Origin of the sequence: Novosphingobium naphthalenivorans NBRC 102051 (genome assembly GCF_001590985.1) — a bacterium.
Lineage (GTDB): Bacteria > Pseudomonadota > Alphaproteobacteria > Sphingomonadales > Sphingomonadaceae > Novosphingobium > Novosphingobium naphthalenivorans.
The window spans coordinates 16718-38148 of sequence record NZ_BCTX01000014.1; the positions used below are offsets into that span (position 1 = coordinate 16718).

15 protein-coding genes are annotated in these 21431 nt (G+C 66.0%); 9 read left to right on the forward strand and 6 right to left on the reverse strand.

Going from position 1 to position 21431, the window contains the following annotated elements; all coding sequences use genetic code 11:
* Nucleotides 1-63 precede the first annotated feature (63 nt).
* From NN5_RS06615 to NN5_RS06625, 3 genes are read left to right on the forward strand one after another with little or no spacing between them, the layout of a single operon-like run.
* A complete protein-coding gene (locus NN5_RS06615) occupies nucleotides 64-1185 on the forward strand; it encodes an efflux RND transporter periplasmic adaptor subunit (RefSeq protein WP_169800957.1) in 1122 nt (373 codons plus the stop codon).
* A gap of 4 nt (nucleotides 1186-1189) precedes the next feature.
* Complete coding sequence (locus NN5_RS06620; RefSeq protein WP_067733199.1) at nucleotides 1190-4324, forward strand: efflux RND transporter permease subunit; 3135 nt, start codon at nucleotides 1190-1192, stop codon at nucleotides 4322-4324.
* A complete protein-coding gene (locus tag NN5_RS06625) occupies nucleotides 4317-5564 on the forward strand; it encodes a TolC family protein (RefSeq protein WP_067733201.1) in 1248 nt (415 codons plus the stop codon). The genes NN5_RS06620 and NN5_RS06625 overlap by 8 nt, the downstream gene beginning before the upstream one ends.
* A 58-nt stretch (nucleotides 5565-5622) precedes the next feature.
* Here NN5_RS06625 and NN5_RS06630 read toward each other — a convergent pair whose 3' ends face one another.
* Nucleotides 5623-7080 carry a hypothetical protein gene (locus NN5_RS06630; protein ID WP_067733202.1) on the reverse strand — a complete coding sequence of 486 codons (1458 nt, stop codon included), beginning with the start codon at nucleotides 7078-7080 and terminating at the stop codon, nucleotides 5623-5625.
* Entirely contained in the window at nucleotides 7077-8075 is a 999-nt protein-coding gene (locus tag NN5_RS06635) for a ferritin-like domain-containing protein (protein WP_169800958.1), read from the reverse strand. Before NN5_RS06635 ends, NN5_RS06630 begins: the two co-directional genes overlap by 4 nt.
* A 609-nt stretch (nucleotides 8076-8684) precedes the next feature.
* Here NN5_RS06635 and NN5_RS26265 point away from each other — a divergent pair.
* The 5 genes from NN5_RS26265 (at nucleotide 8685) to menD (ending at nucleotide 14526) form a co-directional block, all read left to right on the forward strand.
* Nucleotides 8685-8882, forward strand: coding sequence for a hypothetical protein (locus NN5_RS26265; RefSeq protein WP_067733206.1), 198 nt, complete (start codon nucleotides 8685-8687; stop codon nucleotides 8880-8882).
* A 145-nt stretch (nucleotides 8883-9027) separates the two neighbouring features.
* Nucleotides 9028-10389 carry a radical SAM/SPASM domain-containing protein gene (locus NN5_RS06645; protein WP_067733207.1) on the forward strand — a complete coding sequence of 454 codons (1362 nt, stop codon included), beginning with the start codon at nucleotides 9028-9030 and terminating at the stop codon, nucleotides 10387-10389.
* Nucleotides 10389-11432, forward strand: a complete 1044-nt coding sequence (locus tag NN5_RS06650; RefSeq protein ID WP_157081043.1) for a hypothetical protein — start codon at nucleotides 10389-10391, stop codon at nucleotides 11430-11432. The genes NN5_RS06645 and NN5_RS06650 overlap by 1 nt, the downstream gene beginning before the upstream one ends.
* A 2-nt stretch (nucleotides 11433-11434) precedes the next feature.
* Nucleotides 11435-12781, forward strand: coding sequence for a polysaccharide pyruvyl transferase family protein (locus NN5_RS06655; protein WP_067733211.1), 1347 nt, complete (start codon nucleotides 11435-11437; stop codon nucleotides 12779-12781).
* A complete protein-coding gene (gene menD, locus NN5_RS06660) occupies nucleotides 12778-14526 on the forward strand; it encodes a 2-succinyl-5-enolpyruvyl-6-hydroxy-3-cyclohexene-1-carboxylic-acid synthase (protein ID WP_067733213.1) in 1749 nt (582 codons plus the stop codon). The genes NN5_RS06655 and menD overlap by 4 nt, the downstream gene beginning before the upstream one ends.
* A 151-nt stretch (nucleotides 14527-14677) precedes the next feature.
* On the opposite strand, the gene NN5_RS06665 is transcribed toward menD, so the two are convergent.
* Both NN5_RS06665 and NN5_RS06670 read right to left on the reverse strand, forming a co-directional pair.
* On the reverse strand, nucleotides 14678-15277 hold the full coding sequence (locus tag NN5_RS06665) for a sugar transferase (RefSeq protein WP_067733215.1): 600 nt from the start codon (nucleotides 15275-15277) through the stop codon (nucleotides 14678-14680).
* A gap of 409 nt (nucleotides 15278-15686) precedes the next feature.
* Nucleotides 15687-16502, reverse strand: coding sequence for a sulfotransferase family protein (locus tag NN5_RS06670; protein WP_245656293.1), 816 nt, complete (start codon nucleotides 16500-16502; stop codon nucleotides 15687-15689).
* A gap of 165 nt (nucleotides 16503-16667) precedes the next feature.
* Between NN5_RS06670 and NN5_RS06675 the strand changes: the two genes are divergently transcribed.
* Complete coding sequence (locus NN5_RS06675; RefSeq protein ID WP_067733275.1) at nucleotides 16668-18134, forward strand: oligosaccharide flippase family protein; 1467 nt, start codon at nucleotides 16668-16670, stop codon at nucleotides 18132-18134.
* A gap of 9 nt (nucleotides 18135-18143) precedes the next feature.
* Here NN5_RS06675 and glgX read toward each other — a convergent pair whose 3' ends face one another.
* Together glgX and glgA are read right to left on the reverse strand one after the other, a co-directional pair.
* Entirely contained in the window at nucleotides 18144-19964 is a 1821-nt protein-coding gene (gene glgX, locus NN5_RS06680; RefSeq protein WP_067733217.1) for a glycogen debranching protein GlgX, read from the reverse strand.
* Nucleotides 19961-21424 carry a glycogen synthase GlgA gene (gene glgA / locus NN5_RS06685; RefSeq protein ID WP_067733219.1) on the reverse strand — a complete coding sequence of 488 codons (1464 nt, stop codon included), beginning with the start codon at nucleotides 21422-21424 and terminating at the stop codon, nucleotides 19961-19963. Before glgA ends, glgX begins: the two co-directional genes overlap by 4 nt.
* Nucleotides 21425-21431 lie beyond the last annotated feature (7 nt).

Sequence of the window (21431 nt, forward strand, 5' to 3'; positions counted from 1 at the left end):
AAGCTGTCAATAAAATCCGAAACTGACAGGATGCTGTCAGCTTGGCAGGCCATGTCATCGCGCATGAACAAGCCCCTCCTCGCCGGTGCCGCCGCTCTGCTCGCTGTCGCGGGCGGGGCCTATTACGTTCTCCAGCCCGGCGACGCGCCGCAGGAGGCCGCCGAAACGCCGAACGGGGCGCCAGCCGCCGATCCCGGCGCGCTGAGCGCCGAACAGGTGCGCAAGCTCGGCATCAGCACGCAGGCCGCCGTAGCCGCCGATGCCGTGCCGCTGGGAACCGTGCCGGGGCAGGTTTCGCTGCCGCCCGAGGCCAAGGTGGCCGTGACCACGCCGTTCACCGGAACCGTCACGCAAATCCGGGTTCTGCAGGGCGAGCAGGTTTCGCGCGGGCAGCCGCTGGCGATCATCCACGCCGCCGAGCCGGTCCAGTTCAGTGCCGACCTTTCCCGCGCGCAGGCAGACCTTGCCGTCGACCGCGCCCGTGCAAAACGGCTCGAAACACTGGCGCATGACGGCATCGTGGCCGGAGCCCGCGCCGACGAGGCCATGGCCACCCTGCGCCGCTCCGAAGCGACCGTCTCCGAAAACAACCGCCTGCTGGCTCTGGCGGGTGCCGGGCGCGATGGCACGGTCACCTTGCGTGCGCCGATCAGCGGCCGGGTGGCGAGCGTCTCGATCGAGACCGGCGGGGCGGTCCGCGGCGATATGGCCCCCTTCGTCATCGAAAATACCGCAGCGCTCACTCTTGATCTGCAATTGCCGGAACGGCTGGCCGGACAGGTTCGGCCGGGCATGAGCGTTTCGGTTCCGCTGTCCGGCGAAAGCTCCGTCAGCGGCCACATCGTCTCGGTCGGCGCTTCGATCGATCCGGCGACCCGTTCCATCGCCGCCAAGGCCCGCCTCGACTCCACGGACGGCCTGGTTCCGGGCCGGGGCATTATGGCGATTATCAGCGGCACGTCGGGCAAGGCGCAAACCGGCGTTTCCGTGCCGTCGCAGGCCGTGACGCGGACAGGCGGGCAGGATGTCGTCTTCGTTCAGGAAGGCGGCCGCTTCGTGCGCCGCGCAGTCACAGTAGTCGCCGATGCCGGCGGCCGGGCCATTCTGACGTCGGGCCTGAAAGTGGGCGAGCCGGTCGCGGTGAGCGGCGTGGCCGAACTCAAGTCCCTGCTGGCGGAGCAGTAAGCCCATGCTGCGCAAGCTTGTCGAACGCGCGCTGGCCTGGCGCCTTGCTGTCCTTGGCCTTGCGCTGGGCCTTGCCGGCCTTGGCGCATGGGCCTTCATGCGCCTGCCCATCGATGCCTTTCCGGACATCAGCTCCACCCAGGTGAAGATCATCCTCAAGGCGCCGGGCATGACGCCGGAGGAAGTCGAAAGCCGCGTGATCGCCCCGATCGAAATGGAAATGCTAGGCATTCCGCATCAGGCGACGCTGCGCTCGGTCGCCAAGTACGCGATTGCGGATGTCACCATCGACTTTGCCGACGGCACCGACATCTACTGGGCCCGCACCCAGGTTTCGGAGCGGCTGAGCGGCGTGATGGGAGACCTGCCCGCCAGCGTCAGCGGCGGCATGGCCCCGATCTCCACGCCGTTGTCCGACATGTACATGTTCACGATCGAGGGGCCGCAGAGCCTGGCCGAGAAGCGGCGCACGCTCGACTGGGTGATCCGCCCGGCCCTGCGCACCGTTCCCGGCGTCGCCGACGTGAACGCGCTGGGCGGCTATGCCGAGACGTTCGAAGTGGTGCCTGACGCTTCGGCGCTGGCCGCCGCCGATCTGACCGTTACCGATCTCGCGACCGCCATCGAGGCATCCAACCGCAACGACGGCGCCGGCCGCCTCATCTCCGGCGAGGAAGCCCTGATCGTGCGCGCCACCGGCGCGATCCACACACTGGATGACCTGTCCGCGGTCGTCGTTCGCAGTGAAAACGGCAAGATCGTGCGCGTGGGCGACGTGGCGCAAGTGCGCACCGGAAGCCTCACCCGCTACGGCGCCGTCACCAAGGACGGCAAGGGCGAAGCGGTCGAGGGCCTCGTGATCGGCCTGCGCGGCGCGGACGCGGCGCAAGTGGTGAACGGCGTGAAGGAGCGCCTTGCCGAAGTGCAGACCAGCTTGCCCAAGGGCATGAGCATCTCGGTATTCTACGACCGTTCCGACCTGATCGGGCACGCGGTCGGCACGGTCGAGGAAGCCCTGCTGGAAGCGACGCTTCTGGTGGTCGTGCTGCTGCTGCTGTTCCTGGGCGACGTGCGCGCTTCGGTGATCGTCGCGCTGGCCCTGCCGATGGCGGCGCTGCTCACGTTCATCTTCATGGGTTCGATCGGCCTGACCGCCAACCTGATGAGCCTGGGCGGCCTTGCCATTGCCGTGGGTATGCTGGTCGACGGCGCGGTCGTCGTGGTCGAAAACGTGGTGGAGCGCCTATCCGATCCCAAGCACGCGCGCGGCGGCAAGCTGCACAACGTCATCGTGGCCGCCGCCGAAGTGTCCAAGCCGGTGGCTTCGGGCATGGCGATCATCGCGCTGGTGTTCCTGCCGCTGCTGACGCTGCAGGGGCTGGAGGGCAAGCTGTTCGCCCCGGTCGCGCTGACGATCGTGCTCGCGCTGCTCTCGGCGCTGGTGCTCTCGCTGACGCTGGTGCCGGTGATGGCCTACTTCGTGCTGAAAGTGAAAGCGGACGGGGGGCATCACGAACCCTGGCTGATGCGGCAGATCGGCCCGCGCTATCACGCGCTGCTGGCCGCTGCCTTCGCGCGCCGGAAAGTGGTTTACGGCGTTGCCGGCCTCTCGCTGCTGGTCACGGTCCTGGCCTATTCGGTGACCGGCAAGACCTTCCTACCGACCATGGACGAGGGCTCGGTGATCGTGCAGCTGACCAAACTGCCTTCGATCTCGCTCGACCACAGCGTGGAAGGCGATCTCAAGGTCCAGCGGGCGATCCTCTCGCAAGTGCCCGAAGTGGAGGAAGTGATCGCGCGCGTCGGTTCGGACGAACTCGGGCTCGATCCCATGGGCCTCAACGAGACCGACACTTTCCTGAAGCTCAAGCCGCGCGAGGAATGGCGCGTGTCCGACAAGGAATGGCTGGTCGAGCAGATCCGCAAGGCGCTGGTCAATCTGCCGGGCATCGAGCCCAGCTTCACCCAGCCGATCGAAATGCGCATTTCCGAAATGCTCACCGGCGCCCGCGGCGATCTTGCCATCAAGATCTTCGGCCCGGACCTGAAGGAACTGTCCAGCATTGCCGGCCAGATCCAGGGCCGCCTGCAAGCAATCAAGGGCACCAGTGAAGCCATGACCGTCGCCGACGACCGCGTCGACTACCTGCAGCTTGATATCGACCGTGTCGCCGCCGGGCGTGCCGGTATGCCCGTCAACGAGTTGCAGGACGCCATGCGCGCGCAAGTCGAGGGTGTGCACGCAGGCGTCGTCGCGGACGGTGTGCGCCGCGTGCCCATCGTCATTCGCGGCGAAGGGCAGGAGCTGACGCCGCAGACGTTCGCCGATACGCTCTACCGCTCGCCCACCGGCCAGCTCGTGCGCGCCAGCGACGTCGCCAAGGTTGCCCGCGTCGAGGGCCCGGTGAAGCTGGAGCACGAAAACGGCTCGCGCTATGCGCTGGTGCAGGCCTTCGTCTCGGGCCGCGACCTTGTCGGCTATGTTGAGGAAGCCAAGGCCGATATCGCCGCACACGTGAAGCTGCCGCCGGGCTACCGCATCGTCTGGGGCGGCCAGTTCGAGAACCAGCAGCGCGCTTCGGCCCGGCTGATGGTGGTGCTGCCGATCTCGCTGGTGATGATCTTCATCGTCCTTTACGCCACGCTCAGCTCGATGCGCGCCTCGCTGCTGATCATCTCTATGATCCCCTTCGCGCTGGTCGGCGGGATGGTGTCGCTGGCCATCTCGGGCGAATACCTGTCGGTTCCCGCTTCGGTCGGCTTCATCGCGCTGCTGGGTATCGCCGTGCTCAACGGGCTCGTCATGGTGAGCTACTTCCGCCAACTGCGCGAAGAAGGCGTGCCTTTGTCCGAAGCCGTGCGGCGCGGGGCCGAGCGGCGCCTGCGTCCGGTGCTGATGACTGCCACGATCGCGGCCTTCGGCCTCGTCCCGCTGCTCTTTGCCAGCGGCCCGGGTTCGGAAATCCAGAAGCCGCTGGCGATCGTGGTGATCGGCGGGCTCGTATCCTCGACCCTGCTCACCCTGATCCTGCTCCCCATGCTCTACGAACGCTTCGGCGAGAGCCGGACCGAGCGCGAGGCCGGGGACCGGGAGAATCCGCAACTGAACGGCAAAAACGGGGAGACGGCCGATGCGTAAGCTGCTGCTGGCCGGAACGGCCCTGCTGAGCGCCCTCGCCGCGCCGGTGCTTGCCGCCGACGCCGAACCCGGCCTCCCTCCTACCGCCGATGTCACGGCGGCACTCGACGCGCATCCTTCGGTTCAGGCGGCCCGCTCCCGCACCGGCGCCGCACGCGCCGAGGCCCGCGCGCTGGCCCGCGGCAGCCACGAGATCACGTTCACGGGAAGCTACATCAACCGCTCCGTCGACCGCGAAGGATCTTTCGACGAGTTCGACGGCCAGTTGCTGCGCCCCTTCCGTCTGCCCGGCAAGACCCGGCTCGACAAGGAAATCGGCCGCTATGGCGTGACCGCCGCCGAGAACCGGGCCGAGGACGCGCGCCATCAGGCCGCGACCCTGCTGGCCGAAAGCTGGTGGAACTGGCTCGGCGCCGCTGCGGAAGCGCGGGTCGACGAACAGGCGGTCGCCAACTACGAAAAGCTGCTGGAGGCCGTGCGCCGCCGGGTCGCCGTACGCGATGCCGCCCAGCTCGATGCCGATCAGGCGGAAGCGGCTCTGGGTTCGGCCCAGGTCGCCGCCCAGCAATCGGCTGGCCGGGAAGCCTTGGCACGAGCGCGGCTGACCACCCAGTTCCCGACGCTGCCGCTGGACGATGCCGCCCCCGCCATGCCGCGCCCCGAGCTCCCGCCCGAGGGGATCGAGGCGCTGGGGAAAAAGGTCATCGAACACAGCCACGAGATCGCCGCGGCAGAAGCCGAAGCCGGCCGGGCCGATGCCTCTGCCTCGCGGATGCATGCCGACAAGATCGCCGATCCCTCGTTCGGCGTGCGCATGTTCTCCGAACGCGGCGGCGCCGAACGCGGTGCAGGCGTGCTGTTTTCGATGCCGCTGGGCGGCGGGCACCGCTCGGCGCTGGCCGATCAGGCGGACGCCGAAGCCGGGGCCGCGCGTTCGGAAGCGATGGCGGTGCGTTTTGCCGTCAAGGAAATGGCCGAGGCCGACATGACCGAAGCACGCTTCCGCTACGCCGCCTGGCAGCGCGCCCGCGACGGTCTCAATGCGCAAGTCGCCGCCCTCGCCAAGCTGCGCGAAGGCCACAAGGCAGGCGAGATCGACCTGTCGGACGAACTGTTCGGCGAACGGCAAGTCCACGATGCCTTCCGCACCGAGGCCATGGCGCGCACCGAAGCGATGCGGGCGATCACGCGCCTGCGCATCGATTCCCACGCGATCTGGATTGGCGATCCGAACGACTGATCCCTCCGGCAGGCCCTTCCCGCCTCGCGGGGAGGACCTGCCCTCTGCCCCCTCCAAACTAAGCGGCCACCGCAGCCATTCCATCGCCCTCGACAAGCTGATAGCCTGCAAACCGGGCCGTGCGGTGGAACAAGGCCATGACATGCTCCGCCGCGAAGTTCCCCGCGACCTCAGGGTCATGCACGGCCACGGCAAGCTGCCAGGGCTTGAGCGCGCGTTCCGGCCGCGACAGGGCCACGAGCACGTCCCCGCCCTCCCCGCTGCGGTCAAGCGTCAGGCCGCCTGCGTCCAGCAGCGAATCTACCAGCCGGTCATGCCCGGCCTGACCGAAGGCGATGACGCAGGCCTGCGAGGGATCGGGCCGCGCCCGCCAGGCACTCTCGCGCTCGAACACGCGAGAGACCAGCGACCAGCGCCGCCGTATCCGCTCGGCCAGTTCCTCGCTCCAATGATCGGGGACAACGAGCACGCGATCCTGCCGCGAGGACAAGGCAAAATTGATCGAGACCGGTCCGCTTCTGGCCGCCACGGCGGTTACGATCAGTTCGTCTTGGCGCGCGGCGAGAATTTCCGGAAGCCGTTCGAATTCCGCCACGAAAGTCCCCGGGCTGCGGGCCAGCCCGCCCGTCCATTCGGCAAACCAGTCGAAAAACGCCGCGCCCTGCGCCTTGGCGAAGGCCCGATGCACAAGGTCGGCCAGACCGGCCTGCCGGCACAATGCGCATTTGAGCGCAATCGTCAGGTGTTCGGCAATGCACTGCGGCCAGGCCACGTCGGCGCGATGGTCCGCAAGCGCGGTCACAAGGGCCGTCTCCAGAGCGGGGCTGGCCTGAAGCTCCTTGCCAACGGCAGGCCAGTGGCGCGCAATGAAGCGCGTCACCGCATAGTGCCAGGCACCGCCCAGCAGCCAGCTTGAATTGATCCCGAACCGGGCCGGATCGTTGTCGAGCGGGAACCCGTAGAACAGATAGCCGGTCGCCTGCCCGCCCGGCGCAACCACCAGCGCACTGTGGCGGCCGCTCTGCGGCGGCGGCAGGAACAGGCTGGGCAGAATCGCAATGGTCAAGGCATCGCACTCGCCGGTCAGCGCCTGCATGTCCCCGGCCGGATCGAAACCGGCAACCAGCGGGTCGGCACGCTGGCGCATCTCCCGATAGGCTTTGTGCAACGGGACCGCGAGGGCCTGCAACAGGCCGTCCCACCGTTCGGAAAGCCGGTCCAGCGCGGAGGCGAGCGCATGCAGTGCCGGATCGACGCCGAGCCCATGCGCCTCTGCCGCAAGGCCCTTGATGATCCGGTCACGCCCTGCCCCCTCCCGCAGGACCGAAAGCTCTACAGTCGCCGGATCGTGCTCCAGCTCCGGCAGGACTTTCGTGACCATCAGCAGGCGCGGGTTGGCGCAATAGGCCGTATCGCCATCGAGCATCTGCCAGAGCAGCGCCATGAGTTCGACCCGTTCCGCGATCCGCTCCTCCGCTGTCGCCTGCGGGACCGGCGGGCACCCGGTGAGGCTCATCGCACCAGCTCTTCGCGCAGCCGGTCGAGCGCATCGAGTTCGTTTTCCGATGAAGGGAGAGTGGTGCGGATCGCCTGCGCTTCGCCCGGCGAAATCAGTCCGAGCTGTTCAAGATCGGGCAGGATGAATGCCATGAAGGCGTATCGCATCCCCCGCGACAGGTCCAGGGGATGGCCCGCAAGCGCGCTCTGCCGCACCGCCGCGATCATGTCGGTCGGATCGACCCCCGCGCCAACCATGACATAGGCACTGGCGATCATGTCTTCGGGCTCGGTGCCCCAGTCACGGAAGATCCTGACCAGATCCAGCGCAAAGGCCTGCAACGCCTGCCGGTCATCGCTTTCCAGCATACCGACATGATCGCGCAGCGCGATCTTCCCGAACGCATGGTGCCGCGCCTCGTCCTTGATGACGAGGTCCAGCATCGCATGGAGCAGCGGGCAGGCGGCGGCCTTGCGCATGTCCAGGAACGTCGCCAGCGCCATGCCCTCGACCACGATCTGCATCCCCACGAGTTGCGCCAGCCACATGGGATGCGCGACGATCTTTTCGAGCACGCGGCGCAGCGAAGCCGATGGCGGATGGATTTCCCCCATCCGCCCGATGTAGCGGGTGAAGACGTCCAGATGGCGGGCTTCGTCGTTGGCCTGGCTGGCGGCGGCCTGTTTCATTTCCGCGCTGGGCAGGAGCCGGACAAGATCGGCCGAGACCATCAACGCCCCCTGCTCGCCATGCAGCAACTGGCTGAACGTGAGCGCCCCCATCCCCGCCATCAGGCTGTCACGCTGCTGGGTGGAAAGCCGGTCCGTCAATCCCGGCGACAACATGCCGCCGCCGATCCCCCGGCCAACCTGCGCCGGATCGATGGCCTGAGACCAATCCAAAGACTCGGCCGCCCGCCACTGCCCATGAATGGACTTTTCGTAGAGACTGGCGATTTTGGGATCGGTCAGACTGTAATCCCAACACCAGACAGCCTCCTTGTTAGTTAACACATCACCATCGAACACCGAATACCTCACCATTGAAGATCAGTTGAAGAATCGTTATTCAACGTAATAAAGTTGAGTCGCAGACGTTCACAGAATTATCGAATGATAAGAACATTAAAACATTAAAACATTGAAACATCTTCTGCATTGGCAGGATTATTGCTGCAGTTAACCTGCTTTCATCGAAAGCAAAACCCTTCAAAGGGGGAAAGCGCCTGCAAACCTGCCCGGAGGATGGGGAGAATGCCGACCGGAATCACAAGCTCTCGCAGCCTGCACGGACTCGTTTCGTCCATGAACGCATGCGGCACGGCCCCCGCATAGCCGGCGCTTGCCCTGATGAAGCAATGTGACGCACCGCAAATGACTTAAATAAGTCAACACAACACTTCAAATTACAAAATCAATACAACCAATTTTAATTAACCATACTAATAAAAATATTAAATCTCTGAAACAACAATCACCTCAAGCAAGGAAATAATTGACTAATATATGCGCGAGTCGTAGAAACTTATTGCGCCAATGGACATCCATGGCGTTTAAACTTCGCGATTACGCACTCGAAGTTTAGAAACACTCACTTCATACATCTGGCTCAGGAGGTTCCTAATGGCTTCAACAACAGAAGATTTCGTGGCTGCGCTCAAAAAGATCCGGGGTGATGCCGATCTGAGCCACAAGTTCATGCAGGACCCGCATGGCACTCTGGCTTCCATGGGCGTGCAGGTCGGCAAGAGCGCGACTCTCGCGTCCGGTGCCGCCGGCGCTGCGGCCGTTTGCGTCGGCGCCTGCGTCTGCGTCGGCTGATTCAGCCGGTGTCCTGATGACGGGGGGCGGACACATACGCCCCCCGTCAACTATCTGTTTATCCATAGGGTTGCGAGCGAACCGGCCGGACTTTCCGGGCTGGGTGATGGCGCGCGCAGCCTGCAGAATGACTGGGAGGTTAAGTATGTCGGCCATTTCCGATGCGCGTATAGAGCAGCATGGCGAGCTGCTGCTGGTGACCAATCCGCGTGTCGGCGCGCTGACCACGATGACGGATACCGACCTTGCGGCACTGCATCTGTTCGATGTCACGGATGGATCGCTCGATACCCTGGCGGGCTATTTCGAAGGGTGCGGCGTGGGCGATCCGCAAAGCCACGCGAAAGGCTTTCGCGACCGCGTCGTTCGCGACGGCTGGACCCGGACCGAATTTCCTAATGCCGAAGGCCCGCCGCTGCTCTCGGCCTATGTGACGATCACGCGCGAATGCAATCTCGCCTGCCCCTATTGCTATCAAGGGCTGTCGAAACGGCGCGGCCGGCATATGTCGATCGAGCAGATCCGCACGCTGTTCGACAAGATCGCGGCGGTCAATTCCGACTGCTACCTGATCCTGACCGGCGGCGAGCCGCTGATGCATCCGGACATCTATGAAATCCTCGACTTCATCGACGGATCGAACTTCCGCCTGACCTTGCTGACCAACGGCATCTACATCGACGCGAAAATGGCCGAGCGCCTGGCGCGGATGAAGCGTCTCGACGTGGTCCAGATCAGCCTCGACGGCCTGACCGAGGACATTTCGGCACTGTCACGAGGCAAGGGCGCGCTGACGAAGATCCAGGCAGGCATCGAGCAGGCCATCGCCGCAAAACTTCCCTTCGTCCTCGCGCCGACACTGCATGGGCGCAACCTGCACCAGATCAACGAGATGGCCGAATACGCCGTGTCCAACGGCGGTTACATCAAGCCCAACAACTTGCGCTCCTTCCCCAAGGATAACGAAAAGATGAAGCCTGGGGCGTCGGACTTTCTTGAGCAGCTCGACTTGTCCGAGCGCGATCTCATGAAAGTCGCGCGCGACATGGATGCAACGCTCGTCGCCAAGTACGGCAAGGAACGCATCCGTGCGCTGAAGGAGCGCTACCTCCGCTACAGCAAATGCTCGGTCGACGATCACAATGCCAAGGGGCTGTGCGGGGTCGGCTGGTCGCTGCTCGACATCGACTGGAACGGCGACGTCTTCCCATGCCATCTCGGCAAGACCCCGGAACTCCAGCTCGGCAACATTTTCGACGTCGATTTCGGCGACATCTTCGAGGAAGCGCGCGAGCGCGGGATCCGCACCAAGTCGCACGAAATCAGTGGCTGCAGCTCGTGCAATTTCGTGTCGCGCTGTGCTGGCGGCTGCCGGATGGGCGCCTATTACGCCAATGGCGGCTTCGACAAGAGCGATGACCTGTGCCACTACAACTACCAGGGCAACTTGCGACGCGCCCTGGGCCAGATCGAGAAGATCGGCGAGAAATGGCACACGCCGGCGTGATGGCACAGGCTGCCGCCATCGCCCCCTGGCCCGAGCCGGACACGCTGACATCCGATGAAATCGATGACGTCCTCGTCCGGCTCCGGCGCGAACGGGATGCCAGGCTGCAACGCCTGCGGCAGCTTGAATTACAGGTCTCCGGCAATGCCGATCCGATCGCCTTTCTCGATCTGACCGAAGCCCGGATCGAGCTCAACGCGCTGCTCGACTACTGGCGCCGGTTGCTGGCGCAGGCGCTGGCAGAGCAGAACTGGCCGCCGCTGGGCAGTGAGCCGCAGCGCTTTGCGGAACGGTCCCATGGCCCCGGCTGGACCAGCGCCCGCGCGCTGGTGCCGCTGACGCCGGACAGCCTGCTCTTCGTGCATGGCCCGGTCACGCTGTGGCACGCCGCCGCGCTGGCGGAAGAGCTGATCGGCGCGGACGACCGCCTCGTGCGGCTGGTGAAATGCGCATTCCACCGCGAATTGACGACCGAACCCAGGATCACCGTCTGGGATGCCGCTTTCGACGCACCAGCCGCTGCCGGCCAGGGCGATCCGGCCGTCAACGGCACTTTCGAAACCGCAGCGGGAAGGACACTGCAGTTCACGGCTACCGCTGACAGTGCGGACATTCCCACCCGCCGTGCCGGCTGGCACCCGGTAACGGCGGCCCTGATCGCTCAGCCAAGGACCAAGGTGGCACAGCCGGCCACAATCAGCGAGACACTCGCCGCCGACCTCTGGTCCGGCCCGGATGTGGCGATGAAGGCCAGCGACGTCCTGCTTGCCAAGATCGAGGCCGTCATGGCGGTCGGAACCCAGAACATGCTGGTTGGCGAGCGAGTCATGCTGCTGGCCCGCGCCACCGACTTCCTGCTCGATACGGGCTTCGCCGACTGGCTCGCAGCCACTCCCGAAATCCAGTTCGAGCTCGACTGGAACCGGCAAAAGCCGATTCCGGGACGCGGTGCCTTTGTACCGGTGCGGTATCGCATTCTGCCCGACGAGCCCGAGTGGCAGCGCACGATGTTCATCTGCCTCGACAGCCACATCGGGCTGTGACGATGGCCAGCGCGATCACCGACCTGCAGGCCCTGATGCTCTCGGACGATCCCGAAGCGGATCTGCGCGTGGCCTACCGCGCCCGCATTGCCGCCGCGCGCCGCGAAACGCTGCAACCACGCCAGCCCGGCCCGCTGCGCGTGCTGCTCGCGGGGTACAGCGGGGCCTGCAATACTGGCGCCGATCTCAGAACCGGAGAGATCATCCGCCAGTTGCGCGGCGCATTCGGCGGCGATGCCACTTTCGGGGTCGTGACCGTGGGCGACCGCCCGCTACCCGATTGGGGGCCGGTTGCTGTCGAGCGCATCTCAGGCTTCCCGCCAGATGCCGTGCGCGATCTTTGCGCGCGCTATGATGCCGTGGTCGTGTGCGAAGGATCGCTGTTCACCTCCACGTTCTCGGACGGCCTTGCCACGATGCTGACGGCCTTCCTCGGCATGGCCACGGCCATGGGCAAGCCCGCGATCGCTTATGGCGCCGAGGCGGACCGGATGTCCCCTGCCGTTGAACGGTTCGTCAGCGATACAGCGCGGGAGGCGCTGGTCATCGCGCGCAACCGCCCTTCGCTTGAACGGCTGGAAGCCCTCGGACTGCAGGCGGAACTGGGCACCGATACCGGGTGGAGCTTTGCCGATGCCGATATGATCGCGGCAGAGGCGGCTTTGCGGGAACGCGGATGGGATGGCCGCAGCGGCCTGACCGTGGTTTGCCCCACCGATCCCTTTCGCTGGCCGCTGATCGCCGATCCGGAACGGGCCCTGATCGCCTCGCTGACCGGCAATGTGGCATCGGAACATCACAGCGGCATGATGTTCTTCCAGCCCGCAGAATGCTCGCAAGACCAATGCTCGGCCTTTCTCGACGATGTCAGCGCAGCCCTGCGCGCGGAGGCTGAACGCTCCGCCACGCCGCGCTTCACCGTGGTGGTCGGCATGGAAGCGAACGACCAGCGCGTCTGCCATGAACTGGCGGAGCGGCTCGCGGCGCCGAAGCCTGTCGTGGCTGGCATCGCCGATCCGCGCCTGATCGTGGGCATCCTGCGGTCGGCCTCGCTCCTTGTCAGTGCGCGCTATCATGCCGTGCTGCTGTCGATGGGGGCCGCCGTTCCCGCCATCGGCCTTGCCTATGACCAGCGGGTCCCCGCGCTGTTCGCCGAGGCAGGCCATCCCGGGCTGGCGCTCGACATTCGCGCTCCGGATCTGGCTGGACGCCTGTCCGACGGGCTGCGCGACCTCGCCGCCACGCCCGGCCTCGGCGCCGATTTCGCGGCCTTCGCCGCCGCCCAGCACGCGGTCCAGCAGGCCACCGGCCGCCGGGTCGCGGCTTACCTTGGCGGATCGCCGGATTGAGCGGGCTGCCGAACAATCGCAATGCGGTCTGGGACAGGGTCCTGGCGGATAGCTTGCACGCGCACGGTATCCGGCGGATCGTGCTGTGCCCCGGCGGGCGCAATGGCCTGCTGGCGATGACGCTGCACCGCACGCCGGGCATCGAGTGCATTTTTCATGTCGACGAGCGCAGCGCCGGCTTTCTCGCGCTCGGCGCCATTCTTGCAGACGGCAGGCCGACGGCGGTCTGCACGACTTCGGGCTCGGCCGTGATCAATCTGCTGCCGGCGATGGCCGAAGCCGAGGCGCGCGGCTTGCCTCTCATCCTGCTCACCTGCGACCGGCCCCTGAGCGGCAGAATGCCGGGCGAGCCCCAGACCCTGCCCCAGCAGGCGCTGTGTGCGCCGCTTGCCCGGGTTCAGCTCGCCCTGCCCGATCCGCTGGACGGGTCCCTTTCCCTCCCCGCGATGCGCCAGGCCTTGGCGGAGGCCCTGACCGGGGGCATCGCGGGAGCGCGGCCCGGCCCGGTGCACATCAACATCCCGCAATGGGGCGATTATTGCGCGACCGAGGACGATCCGACGGATGCCCACCCGCTCCCGCCTCCGCCAAACCGCGTCCTCCAGCCCCGCCGCGCGTCCGTGGCCGAGGTTCGCGACGCCGTCGGCAAGCTCGGCCTGCCGGGCGCACCGCGCGGGCTGATCCTGGCAGGACAGGACCTTCCGACAACGCCCCGCGAACTCGCTGCGCTGGCCGAGACAACCGGCTTCCCGGTCATTGCCGACATTTGCAGCGGACTACGCCATCACGCACCGCCCGGCCTGCTCACGACGGCCGATGCGCTGGCCGAAGCGGGCGTGCTCGATGTCGGCGGCGCGGACCTGCTGGTGCGGCTGGGCGGGGCGCCAGTGAGTCCGGGCCTGACCAGAGTCATCAAGCGATTCCGCGGCCCCGTCCTGAACATCGCCAGTCACGATCCGGGCGGCGATTTTCTCACCCCCTCCGCTATCGGGCTGGTGCCGCCCGGCGGCGATGCATGGACTGCCTTGGGCGATCTGCTCGGCAAGAGCAGCCGCGAATGGCAGCAATCGTGGCAAGCGCTCGACATGATGGCGGATGTCGCGCGCGACATCGTGATCGATGCGGCCGGGTGGGGCGAACTGGCCGCGGCCGCCCAAGTCGTGCGCGCCCGGGGCTTTGGCGCCCTGCATTGCGCGAATTCGCTGTCCGTGAGGCTTGCAGGCCTGCTCGCCGGTGCCGGGGACGGGCCGGCGCGGACCTTCAGCGCCCGCGGCGTGAATGGCACCGACGGCACGCTCGGCCTGATACTGGGAGAAGCCCTCGCGGGAAGCGGCCCGATGCTGGCGCTGATGGGCGATCAGGCGTTCTCGCACGATCTTCCCGCCCTCGCCAATCCCCTCTGGCACGAGCTGCGCGGCGCAATCTGCGTGATGAACAACGCAGGCGGCGGGCTCTTCGACCTCACCGCCGCGCGGCAGGTCGATGGCTACGCCGCCACGATGCGCAATCCGCCCGCGCTGGACTTCGCCGGGATCGCCCAGGCGTTCGGGCTGAACCACCGCCGCTGCGGCGGCCGCCTGGCGCTGGCCGATGCGCTGGACGAGGCCGCGCAGGCCGGCCGGGTGCTGCTGATCGAGATGGCCGTCCCTCCCGGCACGCCCACGCGCGACCTGCCCCGCCTGATCACGGCAATGGGCCGGAGTGCGCTGGCGGCACGCGGCAAGGCGGAGGCCATGACCGCCTGACGCATCCCGCTCGGGCTGAAACCTGGCGCAAAATGCAGGAAATTTGAATTAAGGCCCGCTCACCCTGAGCTTGTCGAAGGGTGTTGCAGCGCCAGCGTCCTTCGACAAGCTCAGGACGAGCGGAAGTGTTGCGGATTTCACGCACCACACTCTAATAGGAACCGCGAGCGAAAACGACGGCGGGGACCGTCTTGCACAGCAGCCAGGTATCGAACGCCAGACTCTTGCGAGCGACATAGGACACGTCCATCGCCACGCGCTGCTGGTAGGAGGTGTCGCTCCGCCCGCTGGTCTGCCACAGGCCCGTAAGCCCCGGCCGGACAAGGCAATAGTGCTCGAAGTGGCGGCCGTAGTGCACCACTTCGTCATCGACGATCGGGCGGGGGCCGACGAGGCTCATATCCCCCATCAGGACATTGATGAGTTGCGGGAACTCGTCGATGCTCAGTTTGCGCATCACCGCGCCCACCGGCGTGACGCGCGGGTCCGCCCTGAGCTTGCGCGCGGCTTCCCATTCGCGGCGCGCTTCCTCATCGCTTTCCAGATGGGCGCGCAGGATCGTGTCTCCGTTCGCTTTCATCGTCCGGAACTTGAGGCAGTGGAAGTATCGCCCGCGATAGCCGATCCGGCGATGCGCAAAGAATACCGGCCCCGGATCGCTGAGGAACAGCACCACTGCCACCAGCACCAGGAAAGGAAACACGGCAATCAGGATCGCCATGGCCATCACGATATCGAAACCGCGCCACATCCCGCATTCCCACAAGGATACCAGACGCGGACCGTGACATTCCTTGCCGGCCGGCTGCGCGAACACATTCGAGGTAATGCCCCCTCGATCACAATTCCTGCCCACCTATGCCTCCCTGCAATCGGGTATTGATTGAAAACATCACCCGTCAGGGATTGCTATCATTCAGCATTTCGCGATCGCAATGAGAGTCGTATTCAATACGGTTCAATAATATTTGACGATAAACAAGAGTAACTTGGCGCGTGAACTTATGTACAGATACATATATTACCAACCGCACGCCACGGTATTTGAATAGAGATCGCACAAATTCGGATCTGATATTTTCGCAACGCGCAATGGCAGGCGCGGGATGGGAACGGTCGGGAATGGAAGAAACCGCGGTTCATGACCGCGTGCAGCAGCATCACCCCGCTGCCCGCTCCTCACCGAACAAGGCGCTCAGGTGTCTGAAACGGCCCTCTGCTTCCCGGACCAGACCAGCCGGGACATCGGGCAGAAGCTCATCGCTGCAGGCGGTGCGGGACAAGGCGGGTTCAATCCGCGAATGCTGCCCGCTCCGCAAGGGATCGCCGCCGCCGCCGCGGCGCGAGGCCGCCAGACTGACGTAACGGTTCTCCAATGGCGGATCGATCCCGATCCGGCTGGAGATCACCGCCAGCGCGCCATCGGGATCGCGCAGCAGTGCCTCATGCGTAAGGCCTGTCCGCTGCCGGGCGGGAAAGCGATGCCACAAGGCCTCCAGCGCCGTGAGCCGCTCGACATAATAGGCGGCGGCCTCTTCCTGCGTGCAATATTCGTCGCGGCCCAGCTTGGCGTAGAGATTGACGATCGAGCGGATAGCCTCGGCCGGCCGGCGCACCACGAAGATCGCGCGCGCCTCGAAGAATTCGGGCGGCGCCTCACCGTCGTACCGGGAATGGAGAATCTTGTCGAACAGCAGGCCCGCCTGCGGCTTCCACCCGCCCCGGCGCATCTGGTTGAGCGCCAACCGCCCGAGCGCGCCCTGCCCGTCGTAGCGGATATGCGCTTCGCCATATCCGCTCACGTCCGGCCGGGAGCACAGGATATTGGAAAGCGCCGTAGAGCCGCACCGCATGTGCGCAAGAATGAACAGACTGTGGCGATAGCGGTATCCGGGCCGCGAACGGCGGATCAGCCAGCCGGCCGTGTTCTTCCCGGATTCGCGCAAGGTCTGCAACATGAGAGCAACGATACCCATCCGGCCCAAATCCGCGCGGGCAATTCCCTCCGTCCCGGCGGCAATTCCCATTCTGCCCAAGCCTAGGGGTGGTAGAAAAGCCCTGCCCGTCAGCGTCCATGGCGGCGTCCCGGTCGCGGCGTCCGGGACTCTTCGGCCCTATTTGACGAGCCCCTGCCTATGACGATGACGCGTACAGTCCCGGCGGCACACGCCCTTCGTTCGGCCGGAAAACAAGGCGGGAAGGCGCTGTTTGCCTTCACCGCACGCTCTCTACAGCAGGCATCGACACTGGTCATTACGCTGCTGGCCGCCCGTTTCCTGCCGCCTTCTCAATACGGCGTTTACAGCCTGGGCGTGGTGTTCATCGTGCTGGTACAGACGATGACTTACACCGGGTTCTATCAGTTCATCCTGACATCGAAGGAAGATGACGGCGCCGTGCTGTCCACCTGCTTCTGGCTGATCCTCGGGCTCGTCTCGCTCGCCTCGCTCGTGCTGGCGCTGGCGGCGTTTCCTCTGGAATGGATGTTTCAGGCGCCGCCGCTCGGTCCTGTGCTGCTCCTGCTTGCACTTATCCAGCCGCTGGCGAGCATGGGCACATGGTCTTCCGCCGCGCTGCTGCGGCGCGGCGACGTTATGCGCAACTTCACCGTGATGTTCGCACAGAACCTCGTGGCGCTGATCGGCGGCGCCGCGCTGCTGTGGTTCTGGCATTCGATCTACGCGCTTGTCGCCTTCCGCTACCTTCGGGTCCTGACCGGCGCCGTGCTCTATGCCCTGCTGGGACGGGACCGGCCGCAAGGGACATTCCGGCGGGACCTGGCCCGCAAGGCCGCCGCCTTCTCCGGCGGGCTCTACGGCTCGCGGTTTCTCGGCTTCCTGGCCCGCTATGCGGCGGACCTGCTGCTGGGGATGCTCCATTCCCCGGCCGCCGTCGGCCTCTACCGTTTCGGCAACCGCGTCGCGACCGGGGCGACGGACGTGTTCAACCAGCCGATGACCACTTTCGCCGCCACCCAGTTCGGTACGGCGGCAAGGCAGGACAGGGACCTTGCGATCCCGCTCGCGCGGTTTTGCGGCACGATCACCCTGCTGAGCGGCCTTGCCGGCGCCGTCATCATCGTCTTCGCGCATGATGCGATCGCGCTCTTTTTCCAGCCGTCCTATCTCGCGGCACTCGCCGTCACATATGCCATGGCGCTGCGCGGGGCGGCGGGCGTGGGACAGATGCTCATCGAGCCGGCCTTCGCCGCCCTCGGCAAGACGGCCTGGGTGATGATGTTCGATCTGCTCTCGACCGTGATCGCCGTCGCCGCGATCTTCGCCGCTTCACCGTTCGGGCTCGAAGTGCTGGCCTGGACGCAAGCGGGTGTCGTTCTCGGCACCACCGGCTGGGCCTTCGCCCTGCTGCATTGGCGCGGGCATATCCGTATCGGCCGGGCCCTGCGCAATTTCGCGGGCGCTGCGGCTCTTTCGGTGATCTACGGGCTGATCCTGCTCGCCGCCTGCCGATTGGGAATCGCCGCGCTGCACTTGCGCCCGGCCGCGGCCCTGGCTCTGGGACTGGCTTTCGCCGGAGTCCTCGCTCTGGGAATGCTGGCTGTGGCCGCGCGGCTGCGAATCTTCAGCCTCCAGGCCTTTTCAGGATGAGGCGGCCGCTCAGGCCGTGAAGTCGATGTCGACCAGTTGCCGCGCGCGGCAGATTTCCACGCGCAGTTCCCCTTCGCCCGTCCCCTCTTCCGGCTCGGCATCGTAGATGAAGGAGTGGCCGTTCATGTGCTCCCAATCGGCGATCGTCATCAGGTTCCCGCTCGCCGTCAGCCAGCGCACCTTGTCCGGGAAACGCGCAAAAGACCGCAAGCGCCCGTGCCGTTTCGCGGAGAGTTCGGCAACGTAGTCCTCAAGCTCGATGTCACGCGCCGTCCAGTCGACCCAGCCGATCGGATTGTCCTGGCAATAGGCATTGTTGTTGCCCTGCTGGCTGCGGCCGAACTCGTCGCCGGCCGTCAGCATGATCGTTCCGGTCGAGGCGAACAGCGTGCCGAGCATCGCCTTGATATCCGCCTTGCGCGCCGCACGCACGTGCGGATCGGCGCTCGGCCCTTCCACGCCGTTGTTCCAGCTATGGTTCTCGCCGTGCCCGTCGCGGTTGTTCTCGCCGTTCGCCTCGTTGTGGCGGTAATTGTAGGCGACCACATCGGCCAGCGTGAAACCGTCATGGGCGGCCAGGAAATTGACCGAGCGGCAATCCGAATGCGGCTGGTGCGGACCGAACATATCGGACGAGCCGGCCAGCCGCGTCGCCAGCACGCCAATGCCTTCCTCGCCTTTCCAGAAGCGCCGCACATCGTCGCGGAACCGGTCGTTCCACTCAAGCCAGTGCATCGGGAAGTTGCCAAGCTGGTAGCCGCCGGGACCGATGTCCCAGGGCTCGGCGATCAGCACGCGGTCTGCCAAGAGCGGATCGGCCTCGATCTCGGCAAAGATCGGCGCGGCAGGATCGAAGCCGGGACCGCGCGCCATGATCGGCGCGAGATCGAAACGGAACCCGTCGATCCCGCAATGCGCGACGAAATGGCGCATGGTATCGAGCGCCAGACGGCGCACAGCCGGATTGGCGAAATCGAGCGTGTTGCCGCAGCCGGTATCGTTGATCAGCGTGCCGTCGCTCGCATGGGCATAAGCCGCATTGTCGAGACCGCGCAGCGACAGCACCCCGCCGCCGGTATCGCTCTCACCCGAATGGTTGAAAACCACGTCGAGCAGCACGCCGATCCCCTCGGCATGAAGCGCGGCGACCGTCTCGCGCAGTTCCTTTACCCCGCCCGGGCACAAGCCGGGATCGAGCGCCATCATCGCCACCGGGTTGTAGCCCCAGGCATTGACGAGGCCGAGCGGCCCCAGATGGCGCTCGTCGATCCAGGCGACGATAGGCATCAGTTCGACGGCATTGACGCTCAGCTTCTTCAGATGCGCGAGAACTGCGGGGTGCGCCAGCGCCGCGACGGTCCCGCGCAAATGCTCGGGCACTTCGGGATGGCGGATGGTAAAGCCGCGCACATTGAGTTCATAGACCAGCCCGCCGCGCGCAAAGCGGGGCGGCTCCGTGGGCAGCGGCTGCGACGGGGCCGGCACGATCGCGCGCGGCACGATGTCGGCGGTATCCTCCCCATAAATGCCAAGCCGGGGGTTCTGCACGAAGCGCCGGTCCAGTTCGACCGCATAGGGATCGACCAGAAGCTTCGCGGGATCGAACCAGTGCTTGCGCGTCGGCGACCATTCGCCCGAAGCCCGGTAGCCATAGCGCGCACCGGCCAGGTTGCCCGGCAGCTCGATTTCCCATTCCGGGCCCGAACGTTGCATGACATGGCGCGTTTCCGTGCCATCGGCGAACAGGCAAAGCCACACCGCATCGGCCTGCGGCGCGCGCACGGCAAAACGCGTGGCGTGCCCGCCAACGACAGCCCCCAGTTCCTTCATGCCATCAGCGCCCCATAAAGATCCGCGTAGGCCTTGCCGCTGCTGGTCCAGGAGAAATCGCACTTCATGGCGTTCTTCTGGATGCGCTCCCAGACCTCGCCCTGATGGAAGAGATCGACAGTGCGGGTAAGGACGGCAGCCAAGCTGTCGTAATTCACGCCGTCGAACTGGATGCCGGTCGCGCAGCCGGCCGTGAGGGCCGCCGGATTGGCATCGATCACGGTGTCGGCCAGGCCCCCGGTGCGGGCGACCACGGGCAGACAGCCGTAAGCCAGGCCGTAAAGCTGCGTCAGCCCGCAAGGCTCGAAGCGTGAGGGGACAAGGATCGCATCGCCCCCGCCCAGCATCCGGTGTGAAAGGGCCTCGTCATAGCCGATGCGGATACCGATGCGGCCGGGATGGCGCGCCGCGCCTTTCAGCAGTTCCTGCTCAATCTGCGCATCGCCCGAACCGAGCAACGCCAGCCGCCCGCCGATACCGGCCAGATGGTCGAGCACTTCGGGCAGCACGTCCATGCCCTTCTGCCAGGTCAGGCGCGACACCGCGACGAACAGCGGCCCGGCGGCCTCGTCGAGACCGAATTCGGCCTCCAGCGCGCGCTTGTTGGCGATCCGCTTTTCGAGCCTGTGGTGGTTGTAGGACGCGGCCAGCGATGCGTCCTTCGCCGGGTTCCACAAGGCGGTGTCGATCCCATTGAGGATGCCCGAAACGGCATTGCCGCGCGCCGTGATCAATCCTTCCAGCCCCATGCCGAACGTGGCGGAGCGGATCTCGCGCGCATATGTCGGGCTGACCGTGGTCACGGCATCGGCGCAGGCCAGCCCTGCCTTCAGCATCCCGAGACCGCCGTGGTACTCCACGCCGTCCATCGTCCAGGCCTCGCCCGGCAGGCCGAGCTGCGGGAAGACTTCCGCACCGAACCAGCCCTGGAAGGCCATGTTGTGGATGGTCATGACCGAGGGCACCCGGCCTTCGGCCCCGAAAGGCGCGAAGCGCAGATAGGCGGCCGTCATCGCCGCCTGCCAGTCATGCGCGTGGACAAGATCGAAACGCTGCGGCTTGCCGCGCTTGACCATGGCTCCGCCCGCAAGGTCCGCCGCCGCCCGGCCCAGCGCGGCGAAACGGCGCCAGTTGTCCCCCCAGTCGCGCCCTGCCGTGTCGGAATAGGGCGCGCCTTCGCGCGCGTAGAGTGCAGGCGCATCGAGCACCAGCAACGGGTAAGTCCCGTCCAGCTTGCCCGCGAGCAGCCGCGCCGGCGTGCCCAGCAGCGAATCCCACACATGCACGGCTCGCGCCCGCTTCACCGTCTGCATGACGGACGGATAGCCCGGCAGCAGCGTCGTCATTTCCACACCGTGCGGAGCCAGCGCCGCAGGCAAGGCACCGGCGACATCGGCCAGCCCGCCGGTCTTGACCAGCGGCACGGCCTCGGAAGTGACGGACAGGACTTTCAGCGGCATCAGCGCG